Source organism: Pediococcus sp. EKM201D (assembly GCF_011800215.1).
GTDB classification, from domain to species: domain Bacteria; phylum Bacillota; class Bacilli; order Lactobacillales; family Lactobacillaceae; genus Pediococcus; species Pediococcus pentosaceus.
On the sequence record NZ_JAALFK010000001.1, the window covers coordinates 423462 to 444586 of the forward strand.

Below are 21125 nucleotides of genomic sequence, written 5' to 3' on the forward strand. Positions count from 1 at the left end.
GTTTTAATTAAATTTTGAGATCCATGCGTTATAACTTTCAATCGTAGCTGGAAAAACTGGCTTATTTCCAGCGATTAAGTATGCAAGGGTACTCTTCATTTGGAAAGTAACGCCCTTTTGTAAACTTTGTTCTGTAATTAAACGGGCTTGTTCTACGCCTTCAAAATCACGACCATCTTCAATATAATCGGCCATGAACACTATTTGATCAATCAATGTCATGTATGGTGCCCCGACGGTATGACGTCGAATTGCATTTAAAATTTCTTCATCATAAATCTTCAATTCATTTTTAACGATTTCTGCGCCAACAACACCATGCCAAATAGCATTACCATAATCTAATAATTGGGGATCAAGCTCTAGTTCATTAATATATTTAATAAATTCACTATCACTACGTTGCTTGGCATAATCGTGTAGTAAACCGGTAATACTGGCTTTCTCCACGTCAGCATCATATTTTTGTGCTAATTCAATCGCCTTCTTTTCAACTCGTAGAACATGTTCGAATCGACTTCCGGTAATACTTTTAGAAACAGCGTCGATTAATTCTGCTCGCGTAAAAGGCACGTAGTTTTTTTGATAAATTAATTCTTCATTATTGCTCATATAAACGGTGCTCCTTTATATACTTTTCGACACTTTCGGGCACTTGATACCTAATTGAACACCCATTCTTAACGTTTTTTCTAATTTTGGTGGAACTAATGTCCATCTTAGGAACATCTACCCAAATAATCGGATATTGTTCTTGGCGTTGATATTTCGGCCGATCAACACCCACAAATTGAACCATTTTAACTAATTCGTCAATTCGATGCCAAGTCGGTAAATAGTCCGCCATGTCACCACCAATAATAAAATAATAGTCATTTTCCGGATGTAGTTGTTTTAATTCTTTAACCGTATCGTACGAATAACTTGAGCCACCACGATTAATTTCGATTAAATCTAAATCAAACAGTGGGTTATCCTGAATAGCTAAGCGGACCATTTCAACTCGGTGCTCAGCAGGAATGGTTTTTTTCTCATCAACATGTGGTGGAATAAAATCTGGAATAAATAGCACCTTATCCAGTCCCAACTGGCTTCCTACTTGTTCAGCAATTAATAAATGAGCAATGTGAGGCGGATTAAACGTCCCTCCCAGAATGCCAATTTTCTTGCCTTTCTTTTGTATTAATGGCTCTTCAACCACTTCTACTTGTACTCCAGAAACTGTTTTAGATTTTGTTGCTATCAAGATTAATCACCTTTATCTATATCTTCTTAACTGTATCTGAAATTTCACGTTTATCCGCTTCCGAAGAAACTTTAAACAACACTAGTACCCGTCCAATGGTTTGAACTACTTGAATATCTGTATTAGATTCAATAAATTCTTTAGCTTCAGCCGTTGTTGCATCTGAATTTTGTTGGATATTAATTTTTAATAATTCATGGTTGTCTAAAGCTCCTGCCAATTGATTGAGCCATGCTTCAGTTAGACCGTTTTTACCCACGGAAAAAACTGGGCGGTATGAATGTGCTCGAGCTCTAAGATATCTTTTTTGTTTTCCTCTTAATTCCATTGTTTCTCCTTTTATTTGCAACTTAAATTAATGATCGTCTTATTACTACTGAAATACCCTCTGGTGCCCATGCAGTAATCGTGCTTCCTTCAGGAACGGATATCCAACCTAATCCTTCAAAAACAATATCACTATCTTGATCTGCACTAAACTGATGTGCAACTAATTTAGGCATTTTAGCCAAATTATCTGCAGTTGGAGGTGTCAATAATTCACCTGCATGTTTTTCGTAAAAATTATCTGCGTTTTCCAACTTAGTCCGATGAACCATAAGATTATTATCAAAATAAGCTGTTACAGAGCCCTCAGAGTGTTCGTAATCAAATCGAGCTAAAGCTCCCACAAAAAGAGTTTGTTGACTGTTTAGTTGGAATACACGAGGTTTAATCGTCTTTTGTGGCGAGACATATTTCAAATCTTCCGCAGCCAATACATGTGCCATTTGATCGGCATGAATAATTCCGGGTGTATCAATCAAATTACTATGATCATCGAACGGAATTTCAATGCGATCTAAAGTAGTACCTGGAAAACGGGAAGTAGTAATTACATCTTTAATTCCATTGCGAATAGCAATCAAACTATTAATTAAAGTTGACTTTCCAACATTTGTAACTCCGACTACATAAACGTCCCGACCTTTACGTAATTTTTCTACCGCATTAAATAAGGCTTCCACTGAACTAGCATTTTTAGCACTGGTAATAACCACATCTTCAGGCAAAATACCATTTGCCTTTGCTTGTTGTCTAAGCCATTCTTTCATACGATGACGTTTGATTGATTTTGGAAAGACATCTTCTTTATTTCCTACCAACAATACTGGATTGTCTCCAATAAATCGGTGAAGTCCTGGAATCAAACTTCCATTAAAATCAAACATGTCAACTACATACACAACTAGTGAGTTGGAATCACTAATCTGACTTAATAACTTTCGGAAGTCATCATCACTAATGTCTACTGGAGCAATTTCATTGTAGTGACGTAATCTAAAACATCTTTGACAATATAATTGGCCAGATTCTAATCCCCTTTTTAAGGCTGATTCTGGTGTATATCCAGGCGTTTTTTTATCAGTCACTTGTAGAATTGCTCCACAACCAATACAACGTAATTCATTTTGTTCGTCCATTTATTGTAACTCCTTATGCCAAACTAATTCCGGATACTTCTTTTTTAAAGAACGCTTTACAAAGAATTCCAAAAAACGGTTGAATTTAGTATTCCAAGCGTCCGTTTCAATTAACGGTTTCACTAAAACTCCCCGCACTCCAGCTAAATTTGCAGCGGCCATATCCGTAATTAATTGGTCTCCAACCATAATGGTGGAGTTCTTATCCAATTTATTTTTGCGTACCACTCGATTAATACCAACAGTCAATGGTTTTAAAGCTCTTGAATCAAATTCAAGTCCAAAGCCTTCAACTGCTTTCTTAACGCGAGCATGGTTATTGTTAGAAACTACGATTACTCTAATATTTTCTTGTTTTAGATCTTCGATCCATTGTCTTAATTCGGGAGTTCCATCCGGATTATTCCAGGCAATTAACGTATTATCTAAATCGGTTAAGACAGTCGTAATTCCTTTTTGGTTTAAATCTTTTGCAGATAAATTATATATTTTTTCAATCATCCACGTTGGTTTAAAAATATTCATTAATCTTCTCCCATAAATGCTATCTGTCTAATTATAAACGATAGTAGACTCTTTTGGAAAGAGAGCAACCTATACTTGCAAGCTTAAATCTTTTATTTCACTTAACTTTATATTATGTTTAGTACAAGAGGTGATTATATTATGAAAGCAATCGGTGTTAATCAATTTGGTAATATTTCAGATTTAACTGAACTAGACGTTCCAAAGCCAGAGCCTTCCAGTGGACGCCTTATTGTTCAAACCAAAGCTTTTGCACTAAACCCATATGATTTAGGAATTATTGATGGTACTCAAGCCAAGTTTCGCCCAATTTCACTGCCAGCCATTCCAGGTAGTGATGTTGCAGGTATCATCGTGGACAAAGACCCCTCCATTACCGAATTCAGCCTTGGTGATTCAATTGTGGGATTGGCTAACCTCAAAGGTTATAGCGAATATGTTTCAGTTCCTTATCGTCGAGCAACTAAACTTCCTGCCGAAATCAGTTATCGGACGGCTGCAGGTCTTCCCAACGCAGGTATCACTGCGTATGATATCGTTTTTGGAGCATTAAAAGACGTTTCGTTTTCAAAAGTGCTCATTATTGGTGCCTCTGGAGCGGTAGGAACTAACTTGTATCAAATTTTAAATAGTTTAAATAAGCAAGTTTCCGTTGTAATTAACTCCAAGTATACTGAACAATTCGATACTGCAGATTTTAAACAAGTTGTTTTTTACGATGCTCCAAAAACAATTGAGCAACTAGGTCTTTATGACGTAATTATTAACGTTGCGCCGCAAAATGAGCTGGCCGACCTTTACTTAGCTCACCTTGCTCCATCTGGTTTATTGATTTCTACAACTGGGATTGACAACTTCAAAACTGACCCATCAAGATTAGTTGATTTTTACAACACAGATTACAAAATGAACCAAGCCGCTTTAGAATATCTTGTTAAAAAAGTTGCAAGTCAAGAAATAACCGTCCCAATTGCCGAAATCTTAAATTTTGATGTAGCTGAAATTCAAAAAGCTTTTCATGCTCTTCAAACGCATCATCCGAGAGGGAAATATATCGTTGAAGTTTAATTAACGTTCAGAAAATAAATAAAAAGGATTGGTTCCAAAACTCATTGTTTTGTTCCAATCCTTTTTATTTATTAATTCATTTAATCTAATAGATTAAAGAGCTTTCTTTGCTTCTTCGGCTAAAGCCTTGAATGCATCAGCATCGTTAACTGCAAGATCAGCAAGCATCTTACGGTTCATATCGATTCCAGCTTCTTTTAGACCATGCATTAATTTGCTGTAGCTTAAACCATTCATTCTAGCAGCAGCATTGATACGTGCAATCCAAAGACGACGGAATTCGCCCTTACGATTACGACGGTCACGGAATGCATATAGACCAGACTTCATAACTTGGTCTTTAGCAACCTTAAATTGAATATGTTTTGCACCGCGATAACCCTTAGCAAGTTTTAAAACGCGTTTACGACGGCGACGTGTAACTGTTCCACCTTTTACTCGTGGCATAATAAATTCCTCCTTAAATCACCCGAAGGTCATTTGTTCTAAATTTAAATTCTTAACTAGATGTTTGAAAGTAACTTCTTGTAACGCTTTACGTTAGTACTGTCCATCATGTCTGTACCACGTAATTGACGACGTTGCTTCTTAGTCTTTCCATGGAAACGGTGACTTGTATAAGCATTTGCACTCTTAAGACCGCCATTAGCAGTTTTCTTAAAACGCTTAGCAGCAGCGCGGTTTGTCTTCATTTTAGGCATAATCTGTTCCTCCAGAATTTTAAATTATTTATCAGCAATTGGTGATAGCACAAGAAACATACTTCTGCCGTCCATCTTTGGATGAACCTCAACACGTGCGACATCTGAAGTTTCTTTAGCCATTCGTTCAAGTACCTTACGACCAATCTCTTTATGAGTGATGGCACGTCCCTTAAAACGAATTGAAACACGAACTTTATCACCTTTACTCAAGAACTTAGTAGCGTTTTTAAGCTTAGTATTAAAATCATTTGTATCAATTGTAGGACTCAAACGAATTTCTTTAATGCTGACAGTCTTTTGCTTTTTACGAGCTTCACGTTGTTTCTTTTGTTGCTCGAATCGATATTTTCCATAATCCATAATCTTGGCAACGGGTGGCTTAGCCTTTGGGGATACGACTACGACGTCTAAGTTAGCTTCTTCAGCCATACTAATTGCTTCAGCCTTAGTTTTAACTCCCAATTGATCACCGTTGACACCAATTAAGCGGACTTCTCTAGCCCGAATGGTTTCATTTACCATTATATCGTTTGCTATGGTTCTTCACCTCCAGGAAAATTAGCGAGAATGCAGAAAAGCGGATGGCATACGCCACCCGCTTTGTTTGGATAATTAATTAGTATCCATTCAACGTTCTTTAGCCCAGCAACTTAAGTTACAAGGCGAGAAGCGGTGGCCTCTGCTTTTTCTCAACGTTTATTAGAATACCAAATTCTATGTCTCATGTCAACTAAAGAAACTATTTGTTTTATCTTTTATTTCAAAGGAATAAACGAGCGTAAATCGGTACTAAAATATCCATCGCTAATGCAACGATTACTACTGAAACAGATGCCATGGCTCCTTGAATTGAACCTAACTGCACTGCCTTAGCAGAACCAACTGTATGCCCAGATGTACCTAGACCTAAACCTAACCCCACTTTTGAAATTTCTTTAAGCTTGAAAAATTTAATAAGAAATTCTGCAAGAGCGTAAATAATCACAGCATTTATGATACAAACCATTGCTGTTACGGCAGGGTCACCTCCAATGCTCTTAGCTATTGGCATTGCCACCGCCGTTGTAGCGGCTTGAGGTAACATTGCTGCAATGGAGACTTTTGATAGTCCAAATAGTTTTGAAACCATATGAATACCGAAAAGTGAAATAAATCCACCCACAAATAAAGTTAATACTATATCTATCCAATATTTTTTAAATATATCATTTCGACGATAAAGTGGAATAGCAAAAGCAATGGTCGCTGGATTTAAAAACCAAAATACTATATTACCACCCGGTAAAAAGAATTTTTTATAGACTTCCACGGTTGTAGAGCCAATCCCTTTCGCCCATAATGCCAAAATAAAGATTCCTAAAACAACTCCCACCAGTAACGGTGTAAATAGGAAAAAGCCTTTACTAATCTTAAAAAGCCACATCCCCACTAAATATACCAAAAGCGATATGAAGATACCTGTAAAAGGTGTTGCCAAGGCTGCTGTCATATTAATCATCCCCTTTTCTATTATTTATTTTTTGATGTAATTTTATGAAAAACGATCCTACATACGTGATTACAACTAATAAAATAATGGTTGAAATGATTGTCACAATGACATCCTGTAAGCCTTCACGCTTAATTAAATCTAAGCTTCCTGCTAACTGAATTCCAGATGGTACGAACAAAAAAGCAATCAAACCAATCAATGAATCCCCCAGTTTTTCTACCTGTTCAAGCTTAATAATGTGCGTCGCTAATAGTATATATAAAATAATCATTCCAATTAAGGGTGTCGGAACTGCAAAACTAGGCGGAAATAACTGCGATAGTAATTGTGCTACAAATAAAATTGCCATAAATATTCCCATTTGAATAAGGATTGGTGTTTCTTTCTTCCCATCTTTTTTCATTTTAGCTTCCTCCCTACCTTTATGGATCTAATACTGTTTATCACAACCTTATTTTAAGCTATTAGCTCATTTATGTTAGCGCTTTCACATGAAGTGACCATTTTTTGCTTCAAAATGCCATACAGTTCGTGTTAGTTACCTTGGTTTTTAATTAAAAAATCCTCAACGATTGAGTTGAGAATTTCTAAGAATAGGTATGAACTTATTCTACAATTTATAAATATTAGATCATCCAATTCCTAACACTTTTTTAGTTTTAGCAACATATGATCTACTAACCGTAATCTTGGTTCCATTTATTAATGTTAATTCATAAGTATGATTAAAGCTGGGTTGAAACTCCAAAATCATATCTAAATTTACTAGAAAACTTCTATGTACTCGTAGAAATTGTTCTGGATCTAACTGCTTTTCAAGGTTAATTAACGTTTGTTTGCTTGTGATTAATGGTAAATTTTTGGTATAAATTAGTACATTCCCATTTTGGGCTTCCAAATAAAGAATATCGCTCTTTTTAATAATTATCGTTCTTTCATCAACTGTAACCGAAAGTCGCGGATTTTTACACATGTCACTATTAACTAATGCCTCTGGCTTTTTTAAAATTCTATCGACTCGTTTAAGCGTTTCATCAATACGATCTTTTTCAAAGGGTTTTAATATGTAATCTGTAGCATTAACGTCAAATGCATCTAAAGCATATTGATCGTAAGCCGTGGCAAAAACAATATATGGACGTAGTTTTTCTTCCTTTTTCAAGAATTTTGCAAATGACATCCCATTTCCATCATCAAGTCTAATATCTAAAAACATTAGATCCGGTTGATCCGTCATTAATTTTTGTTTAGCTTCAGTGACTCCTTCTGCTTCACTAACGCTATCTACTAACGGATTATTCCTCAATAAAAAATCAAGTTCACTTCGAGCTAGGGGCTCATCATCAACAATTAATATCTTCACTATCTTTACACCTGTTCCTTATATGGAATTTGGATTACCACCTGGGTTCCATTTTGATTACTGCTTATTTTTAGTTCGGCATCTTTACCATAAAGACCCATCAAGCGCGCATTAAGATTTTGTAATGCCGTTCCACTCCCACTTACAGAACTTACCGTCTGTTTTCCTAATTTATCAATAATACTTTTATCAATCCCTTGCCCATTGTCAGTAATTTCAATTTTAAGTCTTTGTTTAATCTGTTCAACACTAATTGAAACTATATTGCCCTTTTTTCGACTATTAAAGGCATGCTTAAGGGCATTTTCAACAATAATTTGGATGCTAAATGGAGGTATCATTACATTTTCCGAAACCTTCTGGTGAAACAAAATTTCAAATCGATTTGGAAAACGTGTTTGTTCAAGCATTAAATAGGCTTTAACATGTTTGAATTCTTGATACAACGGAATGGTTGTTTCTCTAATCCCCGTTAAATTTGCCCTAAAATAAGTACTGAGTTGGATCAGTAATTCACGTGCTTGGTCACTGTCGTACCGCATAACTGCCACAATTGTATTTATCGCATTAAAGAAAAAGTGCGGATTGACTTGCGATTGGAGAGATTTTATTTCGGCATCCCGCACTAATTCTGATTGATGCTCGATTTCTCCTAACATTATCTGCATTGCTAATATTTCTCCCAGCCCTGTTCCTAATTGAATTTCCACTGGACTTAATCGCCATTCTTCTACATAGTAGAGTTTCAAACTACCTACTGCTTTACCTTTAATGATTAAAGGTACTACAACAGCCGAGTGTAATGGACAACTTTTTACAGGGCAATTAATCTCATGAGCATTATTTCCAATTTGAACTTCACCCAATTTAACCGCCTCTTCAGATAATTCCGTCAAGATAGAAGCACCTGTGATATGGTGATCACTTCCCATCCCCGCAAAAGCCAGAATCTTAGATTCATCTGTAATACCAACCGCATCAAAATTTGTATATTCCAATATTAAACTAGCAGCCTTTTTAGTGGCTTCTTGATTTAACCCTTGGCGAAAAACTGGCAAAGTTTTTAAAGCTAACTGAAAAATTGATTTAGTTTGGGTAGCTTGAGTATCAACTTCCTGCCGAAAATAAAGCGTGATGATTGATAAGAAAACCGAAGTCCCTAAAGCACCTACTAGCATCATTGGTATTGCAATATATTTTACCAAAGTCCAACCTGTCGGACTAAATAGTAAAATAAACAGCATTTGGATTGCTTCCATTAAAAGTCCTACTAAAAAACCATCAAACACTTTCATTGTTGCAAATCGATGTTGTTTTTTCTTAGCAAAAAAACCGGCTAAAATTCCAATTATCATCGAACTGGGAATATAAAAAAGGGCATCGGTTGTTAGCGACTCTTGCAACATTCGGTGAAGTCCAGCGACTAAGCCTACTCCGCCCCCAACCAGCGGCCCGCCAATAATTCCTGAAACTGTAACCGTTAAAATTCGAATATTAGCTACAGAATCTCCAGGGGTAACATTCTGCAGAAGGGATTTGAATTGAATGCTATTATCAGGTCGAAGTTCAACACCAATTAAATTTGCTACAATCGTAAAAATAGAAAAAATCGCAAATAATTGGAAAGTTGTTGACCAATCTTTTCGAAAAAGTAATTTCCTAAATTGAGGAATATTTACTAGAAAAAAAGCCAAAATAATAATTAATCCAGCTCTTTCAAACAAAAGTACGGTTAAATTTAACATGCCTACTCCTTACATTAATCATTCTAAAACTACCATTCTTAATCACAATATAATTATAAGCCTTTCAACGGTCATCCCTTATTAAAGCCTACAAAAAAATAGGATTTTAATGATATTCACACCATTAAAAATCCTATTTTAATTAAACTATTTTAGTCATTTTCGCGACTGTAACTTTCAATTTCACGAACGATATTGTTGATAAAGTCAGCACTAGCTTCATTCTTAGAATCATCTTCACCGTAGTGACGTACACTAACGGAGTTATTTTCTAATTCATTATCACCAACAACTAAGATATATGGAATCTTTTGAGTTTGAGCTTCACGAATCTTATAACCCATCTTTTCATTACGGTGGTCAACTTCAACTCGAATGTCTTTATCGACCATTTCTTCACGAAGTTTATCGGCATAAGCACCATGTAAATCATCTTTAACAGGAATGATTGTAACTTGCTTAGGAGCTAACCAAGTTGGGAAAGCACCCTTATACATTTCAATCAAGTAAGCCGTGAAACGTTCCATAGTTGAAACTAATCCACGGTGAATCATTACTGGACGATGTTCTTCCCCGTCAGCCCCAACATAATGTAGATCAAATTGCTTTGGAAGCATAAAGTCTAATTGGATTGTTGAAAGTGTTTCTTCATTTCCAAGGGCTGTCTTAGTTTGAACGTCAAGCTTTGGACCGTAGAATGCGGCTTCGCCTTCAGCTTCAACATAATCTAAACCAAGATCATCCATAGCAGCTTTCAACATAGATTGTGACTTGTTCCACATTTCATCATCGTCAAAATACTTTTCAGTATTGGCAGGATCACGATAACTTAGGCGGAATGTGTAGTCAGTGATATTGAAATCACGATAAACTTCAACCATTAATTGAAGAACTTTTTTAAATTCAGCTTGAATTTGGTCTGGAGCCACAAATGTATGACCATCATTCAACGTCATTTCACGAACTCGCTGTAATCCAGAAAGAGCACCGGATTTTTCGTAACGATGCATCATCCCTAATTCAGCAATCCGGATTGGTAATTCACGATATGAACGAATATGGTGCTTATAAACTTGGATATGTGAAGGACAGTTCATTGGACGGAGTTCAAGCATTTCGCCATCACCCATGTCCATTGGTGGGAACATGTCTTCACGATAGTGTTGCCAGTGACCAGAAGTCTTATATGCATCAAGGTTCATCAATACTGGAGTGTAAACATGTTGGTAACCATGCTTAACTTCCTTATCAATAATGTAACGTTCAATGGAACGACGAATTGTAGCACCATTTGGCATCCAGTAAGGAAGTCCTGCACCAACCTTAGGGTCAACGAAGAACAAGTCTAAATTGTTTCCAATGACACGGTGGTCACGTTCGTGAGCTTCCTTTTGGCGTTCAAGTTCTGCTTCAAGATCTTTTTGTTTGTAGAAAGATGTTCCGTAAATCCGTTGGAGCATCGGATTACTTGACTTACCTTCCCAATAAGCACCTGCAACTGACAACAACTTAACGGCTTTCATATCTGAAGTGCTAAGTAAAGCAACGTTATCACTAACAATTATTTTTCCATCAACGTCATAAACACTAACTTTGCCATTTTTTTCGTTACGCTTAACGATTTTAGCTTGGTATGGGTCACCATCAACGCTTGCTAGGGCTTCTTCTACACTAATTTCACTATGCTTTAAGCTAATCTTAGATTTAATAATGTCCTTCATCTTATCTTCGATTGCTGGTAATTGGTCAACTGAAATTTGTTGATCAACCTTATCTGTATCAACGTAAAAACCATGTTCTCCGTTGCCAATCTCACCAAAATGAACTCCAGGATAGATGCTTTCGATAGCACTAGTCAAAACTAAGGCTGCCGAATTCCAGTTAACGATGTTACCATCTTCTGAATCTTTTGTGACAATTTCGATTTTTACGTTTTCGTTAATAGCTTGGTCCAAACGAACCAAGGCACCGTTAATTTTCCCAGCAACAGCTTTTTTAGCAAGGCTAGTACTGATTGACTTAGCAATATCTAAAATTGAAACGCCTTGTTCAAAAGGTTTTACACTGCCATCTGGAAATTCAATATTAATTTCTGTCATAACACTCTCTCCTTAAATTTATGTACAAAAAAAGTCCCTGGTATAAAAATACCAGGGACGTGATTGTCATTTATTATTCACGCGGTTCCACCCTAATTGTAGACAGCTAAAAAACTATCTACCACTCGATTAAAAGCCATAACGGTGGCAACCGAACTGGGATTGCGCCCAGCCTCTAGTCAAGTGGGAAGTTTTAAGTGCATCGCTTGCAGTCGCGGCTCCGCTCCCTGAATTAAAAACTACATGTTTGACTGTGATTTATACATTTATTCTACCTATTTTTGATTGTTTGTCAATCCTGTCGATGATTTTTTCCCGTCATCGAGACTTCCTCACTCAAAAATTTAATTCGTTCCATCAATCTTTTCGCTTTTAAAGGTTCTGCTTCGCCTCTCTGATTGACTGTTAGATGTTCTCGCTCTAATTGGTCCATTGAAAAATTAGATGTAAAAAATGTTGGTAATTCTTCTTGCATTCGGTATTCGAGAATTACTCCCAATACGTCATCCCTAATCCAAGAAGAAATGCTATCCGCTCCAATATCGTCAATTACCAAAATCGGAGCTTTTTTAATCGCATCGATTTTAGTTTGAATCGTATTAGAACTTCCAATCGCATTTTTTAATTCAACAGCTAAACTAGGAAAATGAACAATAGTTGTCGAATATCCTTCATCAGCCAAAGCGTTCCCCATTGCACCCATTAGATACGTTTTTCCCACACCAAAACTTCCCGTCAAATACAAACCCTTATGCCAATCTTGAGGGCGTTCTAAATATTCGTTTACAAACGCTAAAGTTTTAGCCAAAGCGTCTGTTCGTTCTGGTTCCTGATAGTATCCCTCCAATGAAGCATGACGGATTAATTTAGGCATACTAATCGATTTAACTAACGCTTTTCGATGACGTTCTTGTTCTAATAAATGAGTCTGTTTCGTGGGCACATATTCAATATCAATCAAATGATTGCTTAAGACTAATTCTGGCTGATATCCCGGTAAAAAGGTTGCTTGGTTATTTTTAATCTTATTCCGTTCTGAAACAAATTCATACAGCTTAGCCGCTCCACGTTCGATAGCTTCCTTGGATAGTTCGTCTTGATGCTCCTCGCAAAAACTAATCACTTCTGGATCAGAATACACTGATTTCATCACGTTATTAAAACGCTGGTCGAGCTTTCTTTTGCTCATTAATTCTTGCAAAATTTCTCGGACATTTTCCATGACTATCCCTCCTTGCCTCTAGAACGAAGTTTTTTAAGTTGTTCATTAATTTTTTTAGTTGTTTCTGGATTAACTTGCTTGGGTTCTTTAGTCTTAGCGGTCTCCGTAGCCCATTCAGGTAAGGTTTCTCTTTGAATCGTACGCCGATTTTTCGAATAATTATTGTTCGTATTTTTCTTTTGTTCTTGGCGTTTACGAATAAATTCTAAAGCTTCCACTGGAGTTTTAATTTTATTTTTAATCCAGTCATTGGCAATTGCTTCCACTAAATTTTTATTTAACGTAGGTCGACCCTGATCAACAATAAAATAGTAAACTAAAAAGTTTATCACACTAATTGGCATTAACCCTTTACCAACTAAATCTGTGATAATTCTTTTTTCTGCAGCAGTTGTAAAGCCCCCTGCTTGTGCTTTTAAACTTTCAATAAATGCGTTGGGTGACATAGCATAGGTTGCACTAATAATGGCGCGTTCTTCTGTAGTAAGTTTAGCTAGTGCATTATTCGGAATTGACTCGTTTTTAGGCTGAGAATTTCCATCATCTTTAACCGGCGTCTGCCCATTATAAGCGTTCAAAACTCGTGACTTTAATTCTTTAGGATCAATTTTGTTATCTTCATAACTCGTAGAGGCTTTGATTAACTGAGCCATTTCGCTTTCATTAATCCCATAAATAGTCTGTTCAACCATAATTAAATGTTCATTTTCTAGCAAGCTCTGATGATCTACAAAACTAGAACTTAGCATTTGCGCAAGTAATTTAAAATCAAAATCTTGGTTAATAACTTCTGTATCAACTTCATGCTCGGTTTCCGATAAACTTTTCTGAACCTGATTAATTGCATCTGGTTTATTTATTACGCTACTTCCCAATTGAAAATAGTCGCCCAGCTTTTTGGAAACATCATAAAATTCGTCCTGACGCACGTGCTGCTTAATCAGTCGATGACTCAGCCGATCGAATTCACTTTCGCCAATCACGCCCAGCAATAAAGCACTCAAAGTGTCATCTTTAAAGAATTTAACGGGATCGGCTGGAGCTTGGAGTGCATACAAAAATAAACTTCGACGATCAATTTTTCTCTGATACGTTTTTAGTAGACCCAGTGCTTCTAAACGTCCTCGTGCCTCAACTATCGCTGGTAGATCGATTCCAAGCCAATTTAAAAGGATTGTATGTGTGTACTGTTCTGAGATCGATTTGGTTTCCTGACTCATTTCCCACAAAACCATCATCAAACTATATGCATCTGAGGTCAACAATGGACGATATAGTGTCGTCAATGAACGTTGCTCAAAATCAGTAATTTGACGTTGGCTATCAATTATAAATGAATCATGGGGTGCTAATTCACTCATCTCAGTTGCCATCTACTCTTTTTCCTTTTCTTCGTCTTTTTTCATCATATCTTGCAGCTCATCTAAAAAGACATGCATATCTTTAAATTGACGGTAAACACTAGCAAATCGAATATAAGCAATCTCATCTAAATCTACTAAAATATTCATCACATATTCGCCAATAATTTGACTTGAAATTTCGCTCTCACCTAAAGAACGAACCTTATTTTCAACCTTATCGACCATATCCGTCATCTGTTCCATGTTTAAGGGCCGTTTTTCAGCTGCTCGTACAATCCCTTTTAAAATTTTATCTCGATCAAACTCTTCTCTTGATCCATTTTTCTTAATAACTAGTAATGGTGTTGCTTCAACACGTTCAAACGTGGTAAATCTAAAGCCACATTTTTCACATTCTCTTCTTCGTCGAATAACCCGACCTTCATCGGTTGGTCGACTATCAACAACTCTTGATCCATTATTTCCACAGTGTGGACATTTCATTTCGTTTCACCTCGCCGAATGCTTCGGAAGCTTAGAATAAATTCTTGTCAACAAGCCATTTTACCACTTGACTTCGTGTCTCTTCAATTGTTCCACTGGTATCAACCACAATATCAGCTTTTTTTACCTTTTCTTCGATAGGCATCTGAGCTTGAATTCTTTTTTGAGCGTCAATTTCATTTAAACTATCACGTTGCATTAAACGTTCTACTTGAATTTGAGCACTAGTTTTAATGACCATTAAATAATCAACCATTTTTTCATATCCTTGCTCAAAGAGCACCGGAGCATCTAAAACTACTACCTTACTTGCGCTAAAAGTGTCCAATTGTCTTACTATTTCGGTTCGAATATAAGGTTGCACAATTATATTTAGCTTTTCCAATTGTCTTTGATCATTGAATACAATTGGTCCTAGTTTTCGACGATCAATATTTTGATTTTTATCTAGAATACTTTCACCAAAAGTATCCATCAATTTCACTTTAACTTCATCAACTGTTAAGATTTCGTGTGCAATTTGATCAGCATCAACTACCGGAATTGCTTTAGATTTCAAAAATTGGCTAATCGTCGTTTTACCCATTGCAATCCCACCAGTTAGACCAACTATCACTGTCATATCACTACCTCAAAACTTGGCAATGGGGGCAAAAATGGGTCCCACGTTGTGCCACTTTAATCCGTTCAATGGGTGTCCCGCATCGCTGACACGGCAAACCTTGGCGATGGTATACATGCAACTGGTTTTGAAAACTTCCCGCATGACCATCCGCATTCAAATAAGAAAAAACCGTCGTTCCTTTAGCTTCAATCGCCAATTGCAACTCTTCAAAAATTGATTCACGCAAAATTGCAATTTCTTCATCAGTTAAAGTATTAGAAATCTGCTGAGGATGAATTTTGCTTAGCCACAATACTTCATCAGCGTAGATATTGCCTAAACCAGCAATCATGGACTGATCCAATAGAAAACTTTTCATTCCACGTTTTCGATTCCGTAGCTGATGGGTTAAATATTCTAAGGTAAGGGTCTCAGGCGTTGGTTCTGGTCCAATCGTTTTTAAACCGCCCACTTGTAATTCCTCACCCGTGGGTACCAAATTCATCCTACCGAATTTTCTAGTGTCGTTGTACCGAAGATCTTTTCCATCATCAAGCTCGAAAATAACGTGATCATGTTTGCCATACTCTTCATGACGATCAACTACAGAGTATTTACCCTCCATGCGAAGATGAGAAACCATCGTGTAATCTCCACTAAAATCAATTAATAGATATTTGCCGCGTCGTCGAACATTAAGAATTTTTTTACCCTCTAGTTCTTCTGCAAAAATTTCCGCTTTTGGTGAGACCATTTTTGAATAACGTACTACAACATTAGTAACTATTTTTCCTTCAACTAAGGCTGCTAGGCCTCTACGAACTGTTTCAACTTCTGGTAATTCAGGCATACTTCTCCCCCGTTATTTAGCGTCGTACCACGTATTTCCCCAAGCTGCTCCAACTTTAAGTGGAACATCCAATTTAACTGCTGAGTCCATAACCTTCGGTACTAATTCTTTCATTAACGTCATTTCTTCATCCGGAACTTCAAAAATCAATTCATCATGCACTTGGAGTAACATTCTACTCTTCAAGTTACGCTTTTCTAATTCATTTTGCATATCGATCATCGCAATCTTAATAATATCAGCAGCACTACCTTGAATAGGCGTATTCATAGCGGTTCTTTCCGCAAATGAACGTAAATTAAAGCTAGACGAATTAATGTCTGGTAAGTAACGTCGACGGTGCGCAATTGTTTCTACGTAGCCTTGTTCTTTAGCTAACTGAACTGATTCATCAATATATTTTTTTACACCAGGAAATTCCTTAAAGTATGTTTCGATAAATTTCTTGGCATCTTTCCTAGAAATTCCAATGTTTTGGGACAAACCATAGTCACTGATACCATACACAATTCCAAAATTAACTGCTTTAGCTTGACGTCGGATATTAGGAGTTACCTCGCTAGCATCCTTTAATCCAAATATTTTAACTGCAGTTGTAGCATGAATATCTTCGCCATTTTTAAATGCTTCCTGTAAATTCTGATCACCTGTAATATGTGCTAATACACGTAATTCAATTTGTGAGTAATCCGATGATAAAATATGCCACCCTTCACGAGCTGGAACAAAGGCTTGGCGAATCTTCCTACCCTCTTCAATGCGCACCGGAATATTTTGTAAATTAGGGTCAATGGAAGATAGTCGGCCCGTTTGGGTCAAAGTTTGTACATAGGTTGTATGCACTTTTTCATCAGTCGTATGAATTACTTTTAAAAGCCCATCAACATAAGTTGATTTAATTTTTGAAAGCGTACGGTAGTTCAAAATATTATCAATAATTGGTGACTCGCCTTGTAATTTCTCTAAGACGTCTACCGCAGTTGAATACCCTGTTTTAGTTTTCTTAATGATTGGTAATTTTAACTTTTCAAACAGCACTACTCCGAGTTGCTTGGGCGAATTAAGATTAAATTCCTCTCCCGCTTCGTTGTAAATATTGGTTTCAATTTCACTTAAGCGTTCAGTAAACTCGCTTTGCATTTGATTTAAGCGGTTGCGGTCAACTTTAATACCGCTAATTTCCATCTTGGCTAATACAATTGCGAGTGGTAATTCAATATCCCAATATAAATTATTTTGTTCATTTTTTACTAATTCTTGGTCCAATTGTTTACCTAAAAAGTTAATAGCTGCTAATTTACGTGCAAGGTGGTTAAACAATTCTGTTTGCTCTGGAACCGCACGCTTAGCGCCTTTGCCATAAACATCATCGTCTGTATCAATCGCATCGTAATCATGCTCATGAGCAAGTTGACCTAGGTCATTAGAATTATCATTAGTATCTAACAAATACGATTGAAGCAATATATCAAAGTTAACCGCCGTTAGCTTAATCCCTAGTCGATGTAAGCCAACATACGTCCGCTTACTATCAAATACATTTATCTTAATTTTGGGATCTTCCAAAATAGCTTTGATTTTTGAATTGTTCAACAGTTCTACATCATCACTAACCCAAATGTTATCGGCATTTCCGATCACAAATCCCGTAAAATCAGACAAATGATAGTTTTTGTCCAACATTTCCAAATAAAAATCAATTTCACCCTTTAATGATTGGAGTTGTTCCACGTTGTCCTTATTTAAAACGTTAAAAATAACCTCTTTTTTCACGGCCTCAACTCCATCTTGAGTTGCCGTTTGATCTAATTTACTTAAAAAGGACTTAAAGTTCATTTGGTGGTAAAATTCTCTCAAATTTTCTTCGTTAATACCGACATACTGCACATCATCGAGACTAATTTCTATCGGTGCATCCCGTCTAATAGTTGCTAGATCTTTTGACATGAAAGCATTGTCTCGATCTTCAATCAAATGCTCCTTCATCTTGCTAGGTTTTAATTCATCAAGATGCTCATACAAATTCTCCAATGAATCAAATTGTTTTAACAACTTAATGGCCGTCTTTTCACCAACTTTAGTTACCCCAGGATAATTATCCGATGTGTCTCCAGCTAAGCCTTTAATGTCAATAATTTGTTTAGGTGTTACGCCTAATTTTTCTTCGACATATGCTGGTGTGTACTCTTCTACTTCGCTTACCCCTTTTTTCGTAACGGCGACGATTGTTTTTTCGCTACTCAATTGGGTTAAGTCACGATCTCCCGTAACCACAACTACCGCATAATCTTGGGCTTCAGCTTCTTTAGCAAGCGTTCCAATAATGTCATCAGCTTCATAATTAGGAAGCTCGTAAGATTTTATTCCATATCCTGTAAGTAATTCACGTAAATAAGGCATTTGCTCTGATAGTTCAGGTGGTGTTTTAGACCGACCACCTTTATAATTATCAAATTTTCCATTTCTAAAAGTGGTTTTACCAGCATCGAAGGCCACCAAGGCCGCTGTCGGCTGGTATTGTTCTAAAATACTATCTAACATTTTGTTGAAACCAAAGATTGCATTAGTATGTAATCCATTTTTATTTACAAATTTACTTAAAGAATTATGTAACGCAAAAAAAGACCGAAAAGCAATACTATTTCCATCAATCAATAAAAGTTTATCTTTTGCCATAATTTCCTCCGTTTTCTATCCTCTTTAATGATACCAAAAACCGAAGGTCAACGTGAAAAAGATTGACCTTCGGTTTATTTGTATTTATAAAATTTTTATTTAGTCTCGATTCCATCCAAAAATAGTTAAGAAGTATTGGAAGAGGTTAATAAAGTCTAGATATAGACTAAATGCCCCTTGGATTGCAAGTCCAGTCTCAGAAACTTGGTCACCATAGTTCAGGTAAAGACGTTTCATAGTTGCAGTATCATACATTGACAAACCCGCAAAAATCACAATTCCAATAATTGAGAAGAAGAAAGTTACGGCTGAACTGTGAAGGAAGAATAAATTAATCACTGAAACTACCACCATCGCAATCAATGCCGCAATTAAATGGTTACCTATCCTTGATAGATCACGCTTTGTGGTTACTCCCATCACACTCATTACAATGAAAACCGATGCTGCTGAGAAAAATGCCCCCGCAATAGTAGCGGTACTATAAAGCATAAAGACACTCGACAACGTAATTCCAAAGAATGCCGAAAAGGCAAATAGCATTAAGAAACTAACCGTTGGATTCTGTAAGGCCGCCTTTTGTCCAAAAATCATAAACAAGAACAAAGCAATAAAAATTACCCAGATACTCATCCTTCCTTGAGAAAGGAAAGTCATTACAGCTGGTCGCCAGATTGTGGCTCCCAGGTAAGCAATCACTCCAGAGAAGGCTACAGCAGCTGCCATCCACCCGTACATCTTTGTTAGAAATCGATTTAATCCTATTTCTGTATTAATAACATTTGGTCTTTGATCCAATCTAATTCCCCCATTCGATTATTTACCACATTGTAACAAGAAGCTACCCAAATGGCTAATGTTATAGGTCAAAATTAGTCAAACAAATCAAAACTTAATAAATTATTTAAATAATGCCTTATAAGCATTTTCGTACTTAGGAATATCTCCGGCCCCCATGAAGACCAATACTGCATCGTGTAAATCGCTAATAGCCGATAAATCGTCTTGATGAATTAATTTAGTATTATTACCAATCTTATCTGCTAAGTCTTGCGATGAAACAGCCCCGGCGTCTTCACGTGCAGAACCAAAAATTTCAGTTAAAACAACTTGATCAGCTAAGCTTAAACTCTTAGCGAAGCCATCCATCAAAGCGGCAGTTCTTGAGTAAGTATGTGGTTGGAAAACAGCAACAATTTTTTTATCAGGAAATTCTTGGCGAGCTGCATCTAATGTCGCCTTAATTTCAGATGGATGATGTGCATAATCATCAATTAAAATATTATCAGCAACTGCTTCCTTAGAGAAACGACGTTTAACACCTTGATAAGTTAAAAGTTCTTTTTGAACTAGGTCCAAATCAACTTTTTCAAAGTATGCTACTGCGATTACAGCCAAGGAATTTAGCACATTGTGTTCACCAAAAAGGTTAATTGTAAATCTACCTAACTTTTCACCCTTATGGATTACATCAAATTCAGAACCCATGGTTGTTCGACTAATATTGGTAGCTTGGAAGTCATCATTTTCCTTAGTTCCATAATAGTAAACTGGAACAGATGTATTGATTTTACGAAGACTTTCATCTTCGCCCCAAGCAAAGATTCCCTTATGAACTTGATCGGCAACCTGCTGGAAGGCACTTTCAACATCGGCGAGATCCTTATAATAATCTGGATGATCAAAATCGACGTTAGTCATAATCATATAGTCTGGATGGTATGCAATAAAATGACGACGATATTCGTCAGCTTCAAAAACAAAGAATCGTGCATCTGGAATACCCTTACCGGTTCCATCACCAATTAAATAACTAGTCTTGTCTAAACCACTTAAAACGTGAGCAAGCAATCCTGTTGTACTAGTCTTACCATGCGTTCCTGCAACACCAATACTAGTATATTTGTCTAGCATTTGTCCCAGAAGTTCATGGTAACGAATTACTTTTAGACCCATTGCTCTAGCTTTTTTAATTTCAGGATGTTCGTCAGTAAATGCATTTCCAGCAATCACCGTCAAGCCTTCACGTAGGTTGGCCGGATCAAAAGATAATATCTTAATCCCAGCAGCTTCTAAGCCCTTTTGTGTAAAGGTATATTGCTCAATATCTGATCCTTCTACTTTGTATCCCTCGTCATGCAAAATAAGTGCTAGGGAACTCATCCCTGACCCCTTAATACCGATAAAATAATAAGTTGAATCTTTATCCACCTTTACCACT

22 protein-coding genes and 1 other annotated feature are annotated in these 21125 nt (G+C 36.6%); of the genes, 1 reads left to right on the forward strand and 21 read right to left on the reverse strand.

What is annotated here, in order from left to right:
* Positions 1-3: 3 nt before the first annotated feature.
* Genes yqeK through HFC68_RS02200 form a run of 5 tightly spaced genes read right to left on the reverse strand, consistent with a single transcriptional unit; the run spans position 4 to position 3234 of the window.
* A complete protein-coding gene (yqeK, locus tag HFC68_RS02180) occupies positions 4-612 on the reverse strand; it encodes a bis(5'-nucleosyl)-tetraphosphatase (symmetrical) YqeK (RefSeq protein WP_002833806.1) in 609 nt (202 codons plus the stop codon).
* Positions 602-1246: a nicotinate-nucleotide adenylyltransferase gene (locus HFC68_RS02185; RefSeq protein WP_002833805.1), complete on the reverse strand. Its 645-nt coding sequence runs from the start codon at positions 1244-1246 to the stop codon at positions 602-604. Before HFC68_RS02185 ends, yqeK begins: the two co-directional genes overlap by 11 nt.
* A gap of 16 nt (positions 1247-1262) precedes the next feature.
* The gene (gene yhbY, locus HFC68_RS02190) at positions 1263-1574 is read right to left on the reverse strand and encodes a ribosome assembly RNA-binding protein YhbY (protein WP_002833804.1); all 312 of its coding nucleotides are present in this window, start codon (positions 1572-1574) and stop codon (positions 1263-1265) included.
* 22 nt (positions 1575-1596) lie between these two features.
* Positions 1597-2709: a ribosome biogenesis GTPase YqeH gene (gene yqeH, locus HFC68_RS02195; RefSeq protein ID WP_099299902.1), complete on the reverse strand. Its 1113-nt coding sequence runs from the start codon at positions 2707-2709 to the stop codon at positions 1597-1599.
* Positions 2710-3234: a YqeG family HAD IIIA-type phosphatase gene (locus HFC68_RS02200; RefSeq protein ID WP_002833802.1), complete on the reverse strand. Its 525-nt coding sequence runs from the start codon at positions 3232-3234 to the stop codon at positions 2710-2712.
* A 141-nt stretch (positions 3235-3375) separates the two neighbouring features.
* Between HFC68_RS02200 and HFC68_RS02205 the strand changes: the two genes are divergently transcribed.
* Positions 3376-4302 (forward strand): NADP-dependent oxidoreductase, encoded by a 927-nt coding sequence (locus HFC68_RS02205; RefSeq protein WP_099299901.1) that lies wholly within the window; start codon positions 3376-3378, stop codon positions 4300-4302.
* 93 nt (positions 4303-4395) lie between these two features.
* Here the strand turns inward: HFC68_RS02205 and rplT are convergent, their stop codons facing one another.
* The 16 genes from rplT to murC all read right to left on the reverse strand — a co-directional run bounded on the left by rplT (position 4396) and on the right by murC (position 21115).
* On the reverse strand, positions 4396-4749 hold the full coding sequence (gene rplT, locus HFC68_RS02210) for a 50S ribosomal protein L20 (protein ID WP_002831385.1): 354 nt from the start codon (positions 4747-4749) through the stop codon (positions 4396-4398).
* A 56-nt stretch (positions 4750-4805) separates the two neighbouring features.
* Positions 4806-5003 carry a 50S ribosomal protein L35 gene (gene rpmI / locus HFC68_RS02215; protein ID WP_002833800.1) on the reverse strand — a complete coding sequence of 66 codons (198 nt, stop codon included), beginning with the start codon at positions 5001-5003 and terminating at the stop codon, positions 4806-4808.
* A gap of 24 nt (positions 5004-5027) precedes the next feature.
* The gene (gene infC, locus HFC68_RS02220) at positions 5028-5528 is read right to left on the reverse strand and encodes a translation initiation factor IF-3 (protein ID WP_002833799.1); all 501 of its coding nucleotides are present in this window, start codon (positions 5526-5528) and stop codon (positions 5028-5030) included.
* Between the two features lie 41 nt (positions 5529-5569).
* Positions 5570-5697, reverse strand: a sequence feature (ribosomal protein L20 leader region).
* A 69-nt stretch (positions 5698-5766) separates the two neighbouring features.
* Positions 5767-6495 carry an LrgB family protein gene (locus tag HFC68_RS02225; protein ID WP_167399614.1) on the reverse strand — a complete coding sequence of 243 codons (729 nt, stop codon included), beginning with the start codon at positions 6493-6495 and terminating at the stop codon, positions 5767-5769.
* 1 nt (position 6496) lies between these two features.
* Positions 6497-6901, reverse strand: a complete 405-nt coding sequence (locus tag HFC68_RS02230; protein ID WP_002833797.1) for a CidA/LrgA family protein — start codon at positions 6899-6901, stop codon at positions 6497-6499.
* A 228-nt stretch (positions 6902-7129) separates the two neighbouring features.
* Entirely contained in the window at positions 7130-7861 is a 732-nt protein-coding gene (locus tag HFC68_RS02235; protein WP_069825240.1) for a LytTR family DNA-binding domain-containing protein, read from the reverse strand.
* Between the two features lie 5 nt (positions 7862-7866).
* Positions 7867-9606 carry a LytS/YhcK type 5TM receptor domain-containing protein gene (locus HFC68_RS02240; RefSeq protein WP_167399615.1) on the reverse strand — a complete coding sequence of 580 codons (1740 nt, stop codon included), beginning with the start codon at positions 9604-9606 and terminating at the stop codon, positions 7867-7869.
* A gap of 152 nt (positions 9607-9758) precedes the next feature.
* Positions 9759-11705, reverse strand: a complete 1947-nt coding sequence (gene thrS / locus HFC68_RS02245; protein ID WP_002833794.1) for a threonine--tRNA ligase — start codon at positions 11703-11705, stop codon at positions 9759-9761.
* Positions 11706-11997: 292 nt separating this feature from the next.
* A complete protein-coding gene (gene dnaI, locus HFC68_RS02250) occupies positions 11998-12927 on the reverse strand; it encodes a primosomal protein DnaI (RefSeq protein WP_002833793.1) in 930 nt (309 codons plus the stop codon).
* A 2-nt stretch (positions 12928-12929) separates the two neighbouring features.
* The gene (locus HFC68_RS02255; protein WP_002833792.1) at positions 12930-14300 is read right to left on the reverse strand and encodes a replication initiation and membrane attachment family protein; all 1371 of its coding nucleotides are present in this window, start codon (positions 14298-14300) and stop codon (positions 12930-12932) included.
* Positions 14301-14774, reverse strand: a complete 474-nt coding sequence (nrdR, locus tag HFC68_RS02260; protein ID WP_002833791.1) for a transcriptional regulator NrdR — start codon at positions 14772-14774, stop codon at positions 14301-14303.
* A gap of 31 nt (positions 14775-14805) precedes the next feature.
* On the reverse strand, positions 14806-15396 hold the full coding sequence (gene coaE / locus HFC68_RS02265) for a dephospho-CoA kinase (RefSeq protein ID WP_167399616.1): 591 nt from the start codon (positions 15394-15396) through the stop codon (positions 14806-14808).
* A gap of 4 nt (positions 15397-15400) precedes the next feature.
* Positions 15401-16228, reverse strand: a complete 828-nt coding sequence (mutM, locus tag HFC68_RS02270) for a bifunctional DNA-formamidopyrimidine glycosylase/DNA-(apurinic or apyrimidinic site) lyase (protein ID WP_023440248.1) — start codon at positions 16226-16228, stop codon at positions 15401-15403.
* Positions 16229-16240: 12 nt separating this feature from the next.
* The gene (gene polA, locus HFC68_RS02275; protein WP_167399617.1) at positions 16241-18904 is read right to left on the reverse strand and encodes a DNA polymerase I; all 2664 of its coding nucleotides are present in this window, start codon (positions 18902-18904) and stop codon (positions 16241-16243) included.
* A 99-nt stretch (positions 18905-19003) separates the two neighbouring features.
* Positions 19004-19702: a Bax inhibitor-1/YccA family protein gene (locus HFC68_RS02280; protein ID WP_167399618.1), complete on the reverse strand. Its 699-nt coding sequence runs from the start codon at positions 19700-19702 to the stop codon at positions 19004-19006.
* Between the two features lie 102 nt (positions 19703-19804).
* Positions 19805-21115, reverse strand: coding sequence for a UDP-N-acetylmuramate--L-alanine ligase (murC, locus tag HFC68_RS02285; protein WP_167399619.1), 1311 nt, complete (start codon positions 21113-21115; stop codon positions 19805-19807).
* Between the last annotated feature and the right edge of the window lie 10 nt (positions 21116-21125).

Bases quoted from the DNA above. Each gene is read 5' to 3' on its own strand.
- coaE (WP_167399616.1), bottom strand. From the start codon at position 15,396: ATGACAGTGATAGTTGGTCTAACTGGTGGGATTGCAATGGGTAAAACG.
- HFC68_RS02240 (WP_167399615.1), bottom strand. From the start codon at position 9,606: ATGTTAAATTTAACCGTACTTTTGTTTGAAAGAGCTGGATTAATTATT.
- thrS (WP_002833794.1), bottom strand. From the start codon at position 11,705: ATGACAGAAATTAATATTGAATTTCCAGATGGCAGTGTAAAACCTTTT.
- rplT (WP_002831385.1), bottom strand. From the start codon at position 4,749: ATGCCACGAGTAAAAGGTGGAACAGTTACACGTCGCCGTCGTAAACGC.
- yqeH (WP_099299902.1), bottom strand. From the start codon at position 2,709: ATGGACGAACAAAATGAATTACGTTGTATTGGTTGTGGAGCAATTCTA.
- HFC68_RS02200 (WP_002833802.1), bottom strand. From the start codon at position 3,234: ATGAATATTTTTAAACCAACGTGGATGATTGAAAAAATATATAATTTA.
- mutM (WP_023440248.1), bottom strand. From the start codon at position 16,228: ATGCCTGAATTACCAGAAGTTGAAACAGTTCGTAGAGGCCTAGCAGCC.
- polA (WP_167399617.1), bottom strand. From the start codon at position 18,904: ATGGCAAAAGATAAACTTTTATTGATTGATGGAAATAGTATTGCTTTT.
- nrdR (WP_002833791.1), bottom strand. From the start codon at position 14,774: ATGAAATGTCCACACTGTGGAAATAATGGATCAAGAGTTGTTGATAGT.
- dnaI (WP_002833793.1), bottom strand. From the start codon at position 12,927: ATGGAAAATGTCCGAGAAATTTTGCAAGAATTAATGAGCAAAAGAAAG.
- yqeK (WP_002833806.1), bottom strand. From the start codon at position 612: ATGAGCAATAATGAAGAATTAATTTATCAAAAAAACTACGTGCCTTTT.
- HFC68_RS02255 (WP_002833792.1), bottom strand. From the start codon at position 14,300: ATGGCAACTGAGATGAGTGAATTAGCACCCCATGATTCATTTATAATT.
- HFC68_RS02225 (WP_167399614.1), bottom strand. From the start codon at position 6,495: ATGACAGCAGCCTTGGCAACACCTTTTACAGGTATCTTCATATCGCTT.
- infC (WP_002833799.1), bottom strand. From the start codon at position 5,528: ATGGTAAATGAAACCATTCGGGCTAGAGAAGTCCGCTTAATTGGTGTC.
- HFC68_RS02230 (WP_002833797.1), bottom strand. From the start codon at position 6,901: ATGAAAAAAGATGGGAAGAAAGAAACACCAATCCTTATTCAAATGGGA.
- rpmI (WP_002833800.1), bottom strand. From the start codon at position 5,003: ATGCCTAAAATGAAGACAAACCGCGCTGCTGCTAAGCGTTTTAAGAAA.
- HFC68_RS02205 (WP_099299901.1), top strand. From the start codon at position 3,376: ATGAAAGCAATCGGTGTTAATCAATTTGGTAATATTTCAGATTTAACT.
- yhbY (WP_002833804.1), bottom strand. From the start codon at position 1,574: ATGGAATTAAGAGGAAAACAAAAAAGATATCTTAGAGCTCGAGCACAT.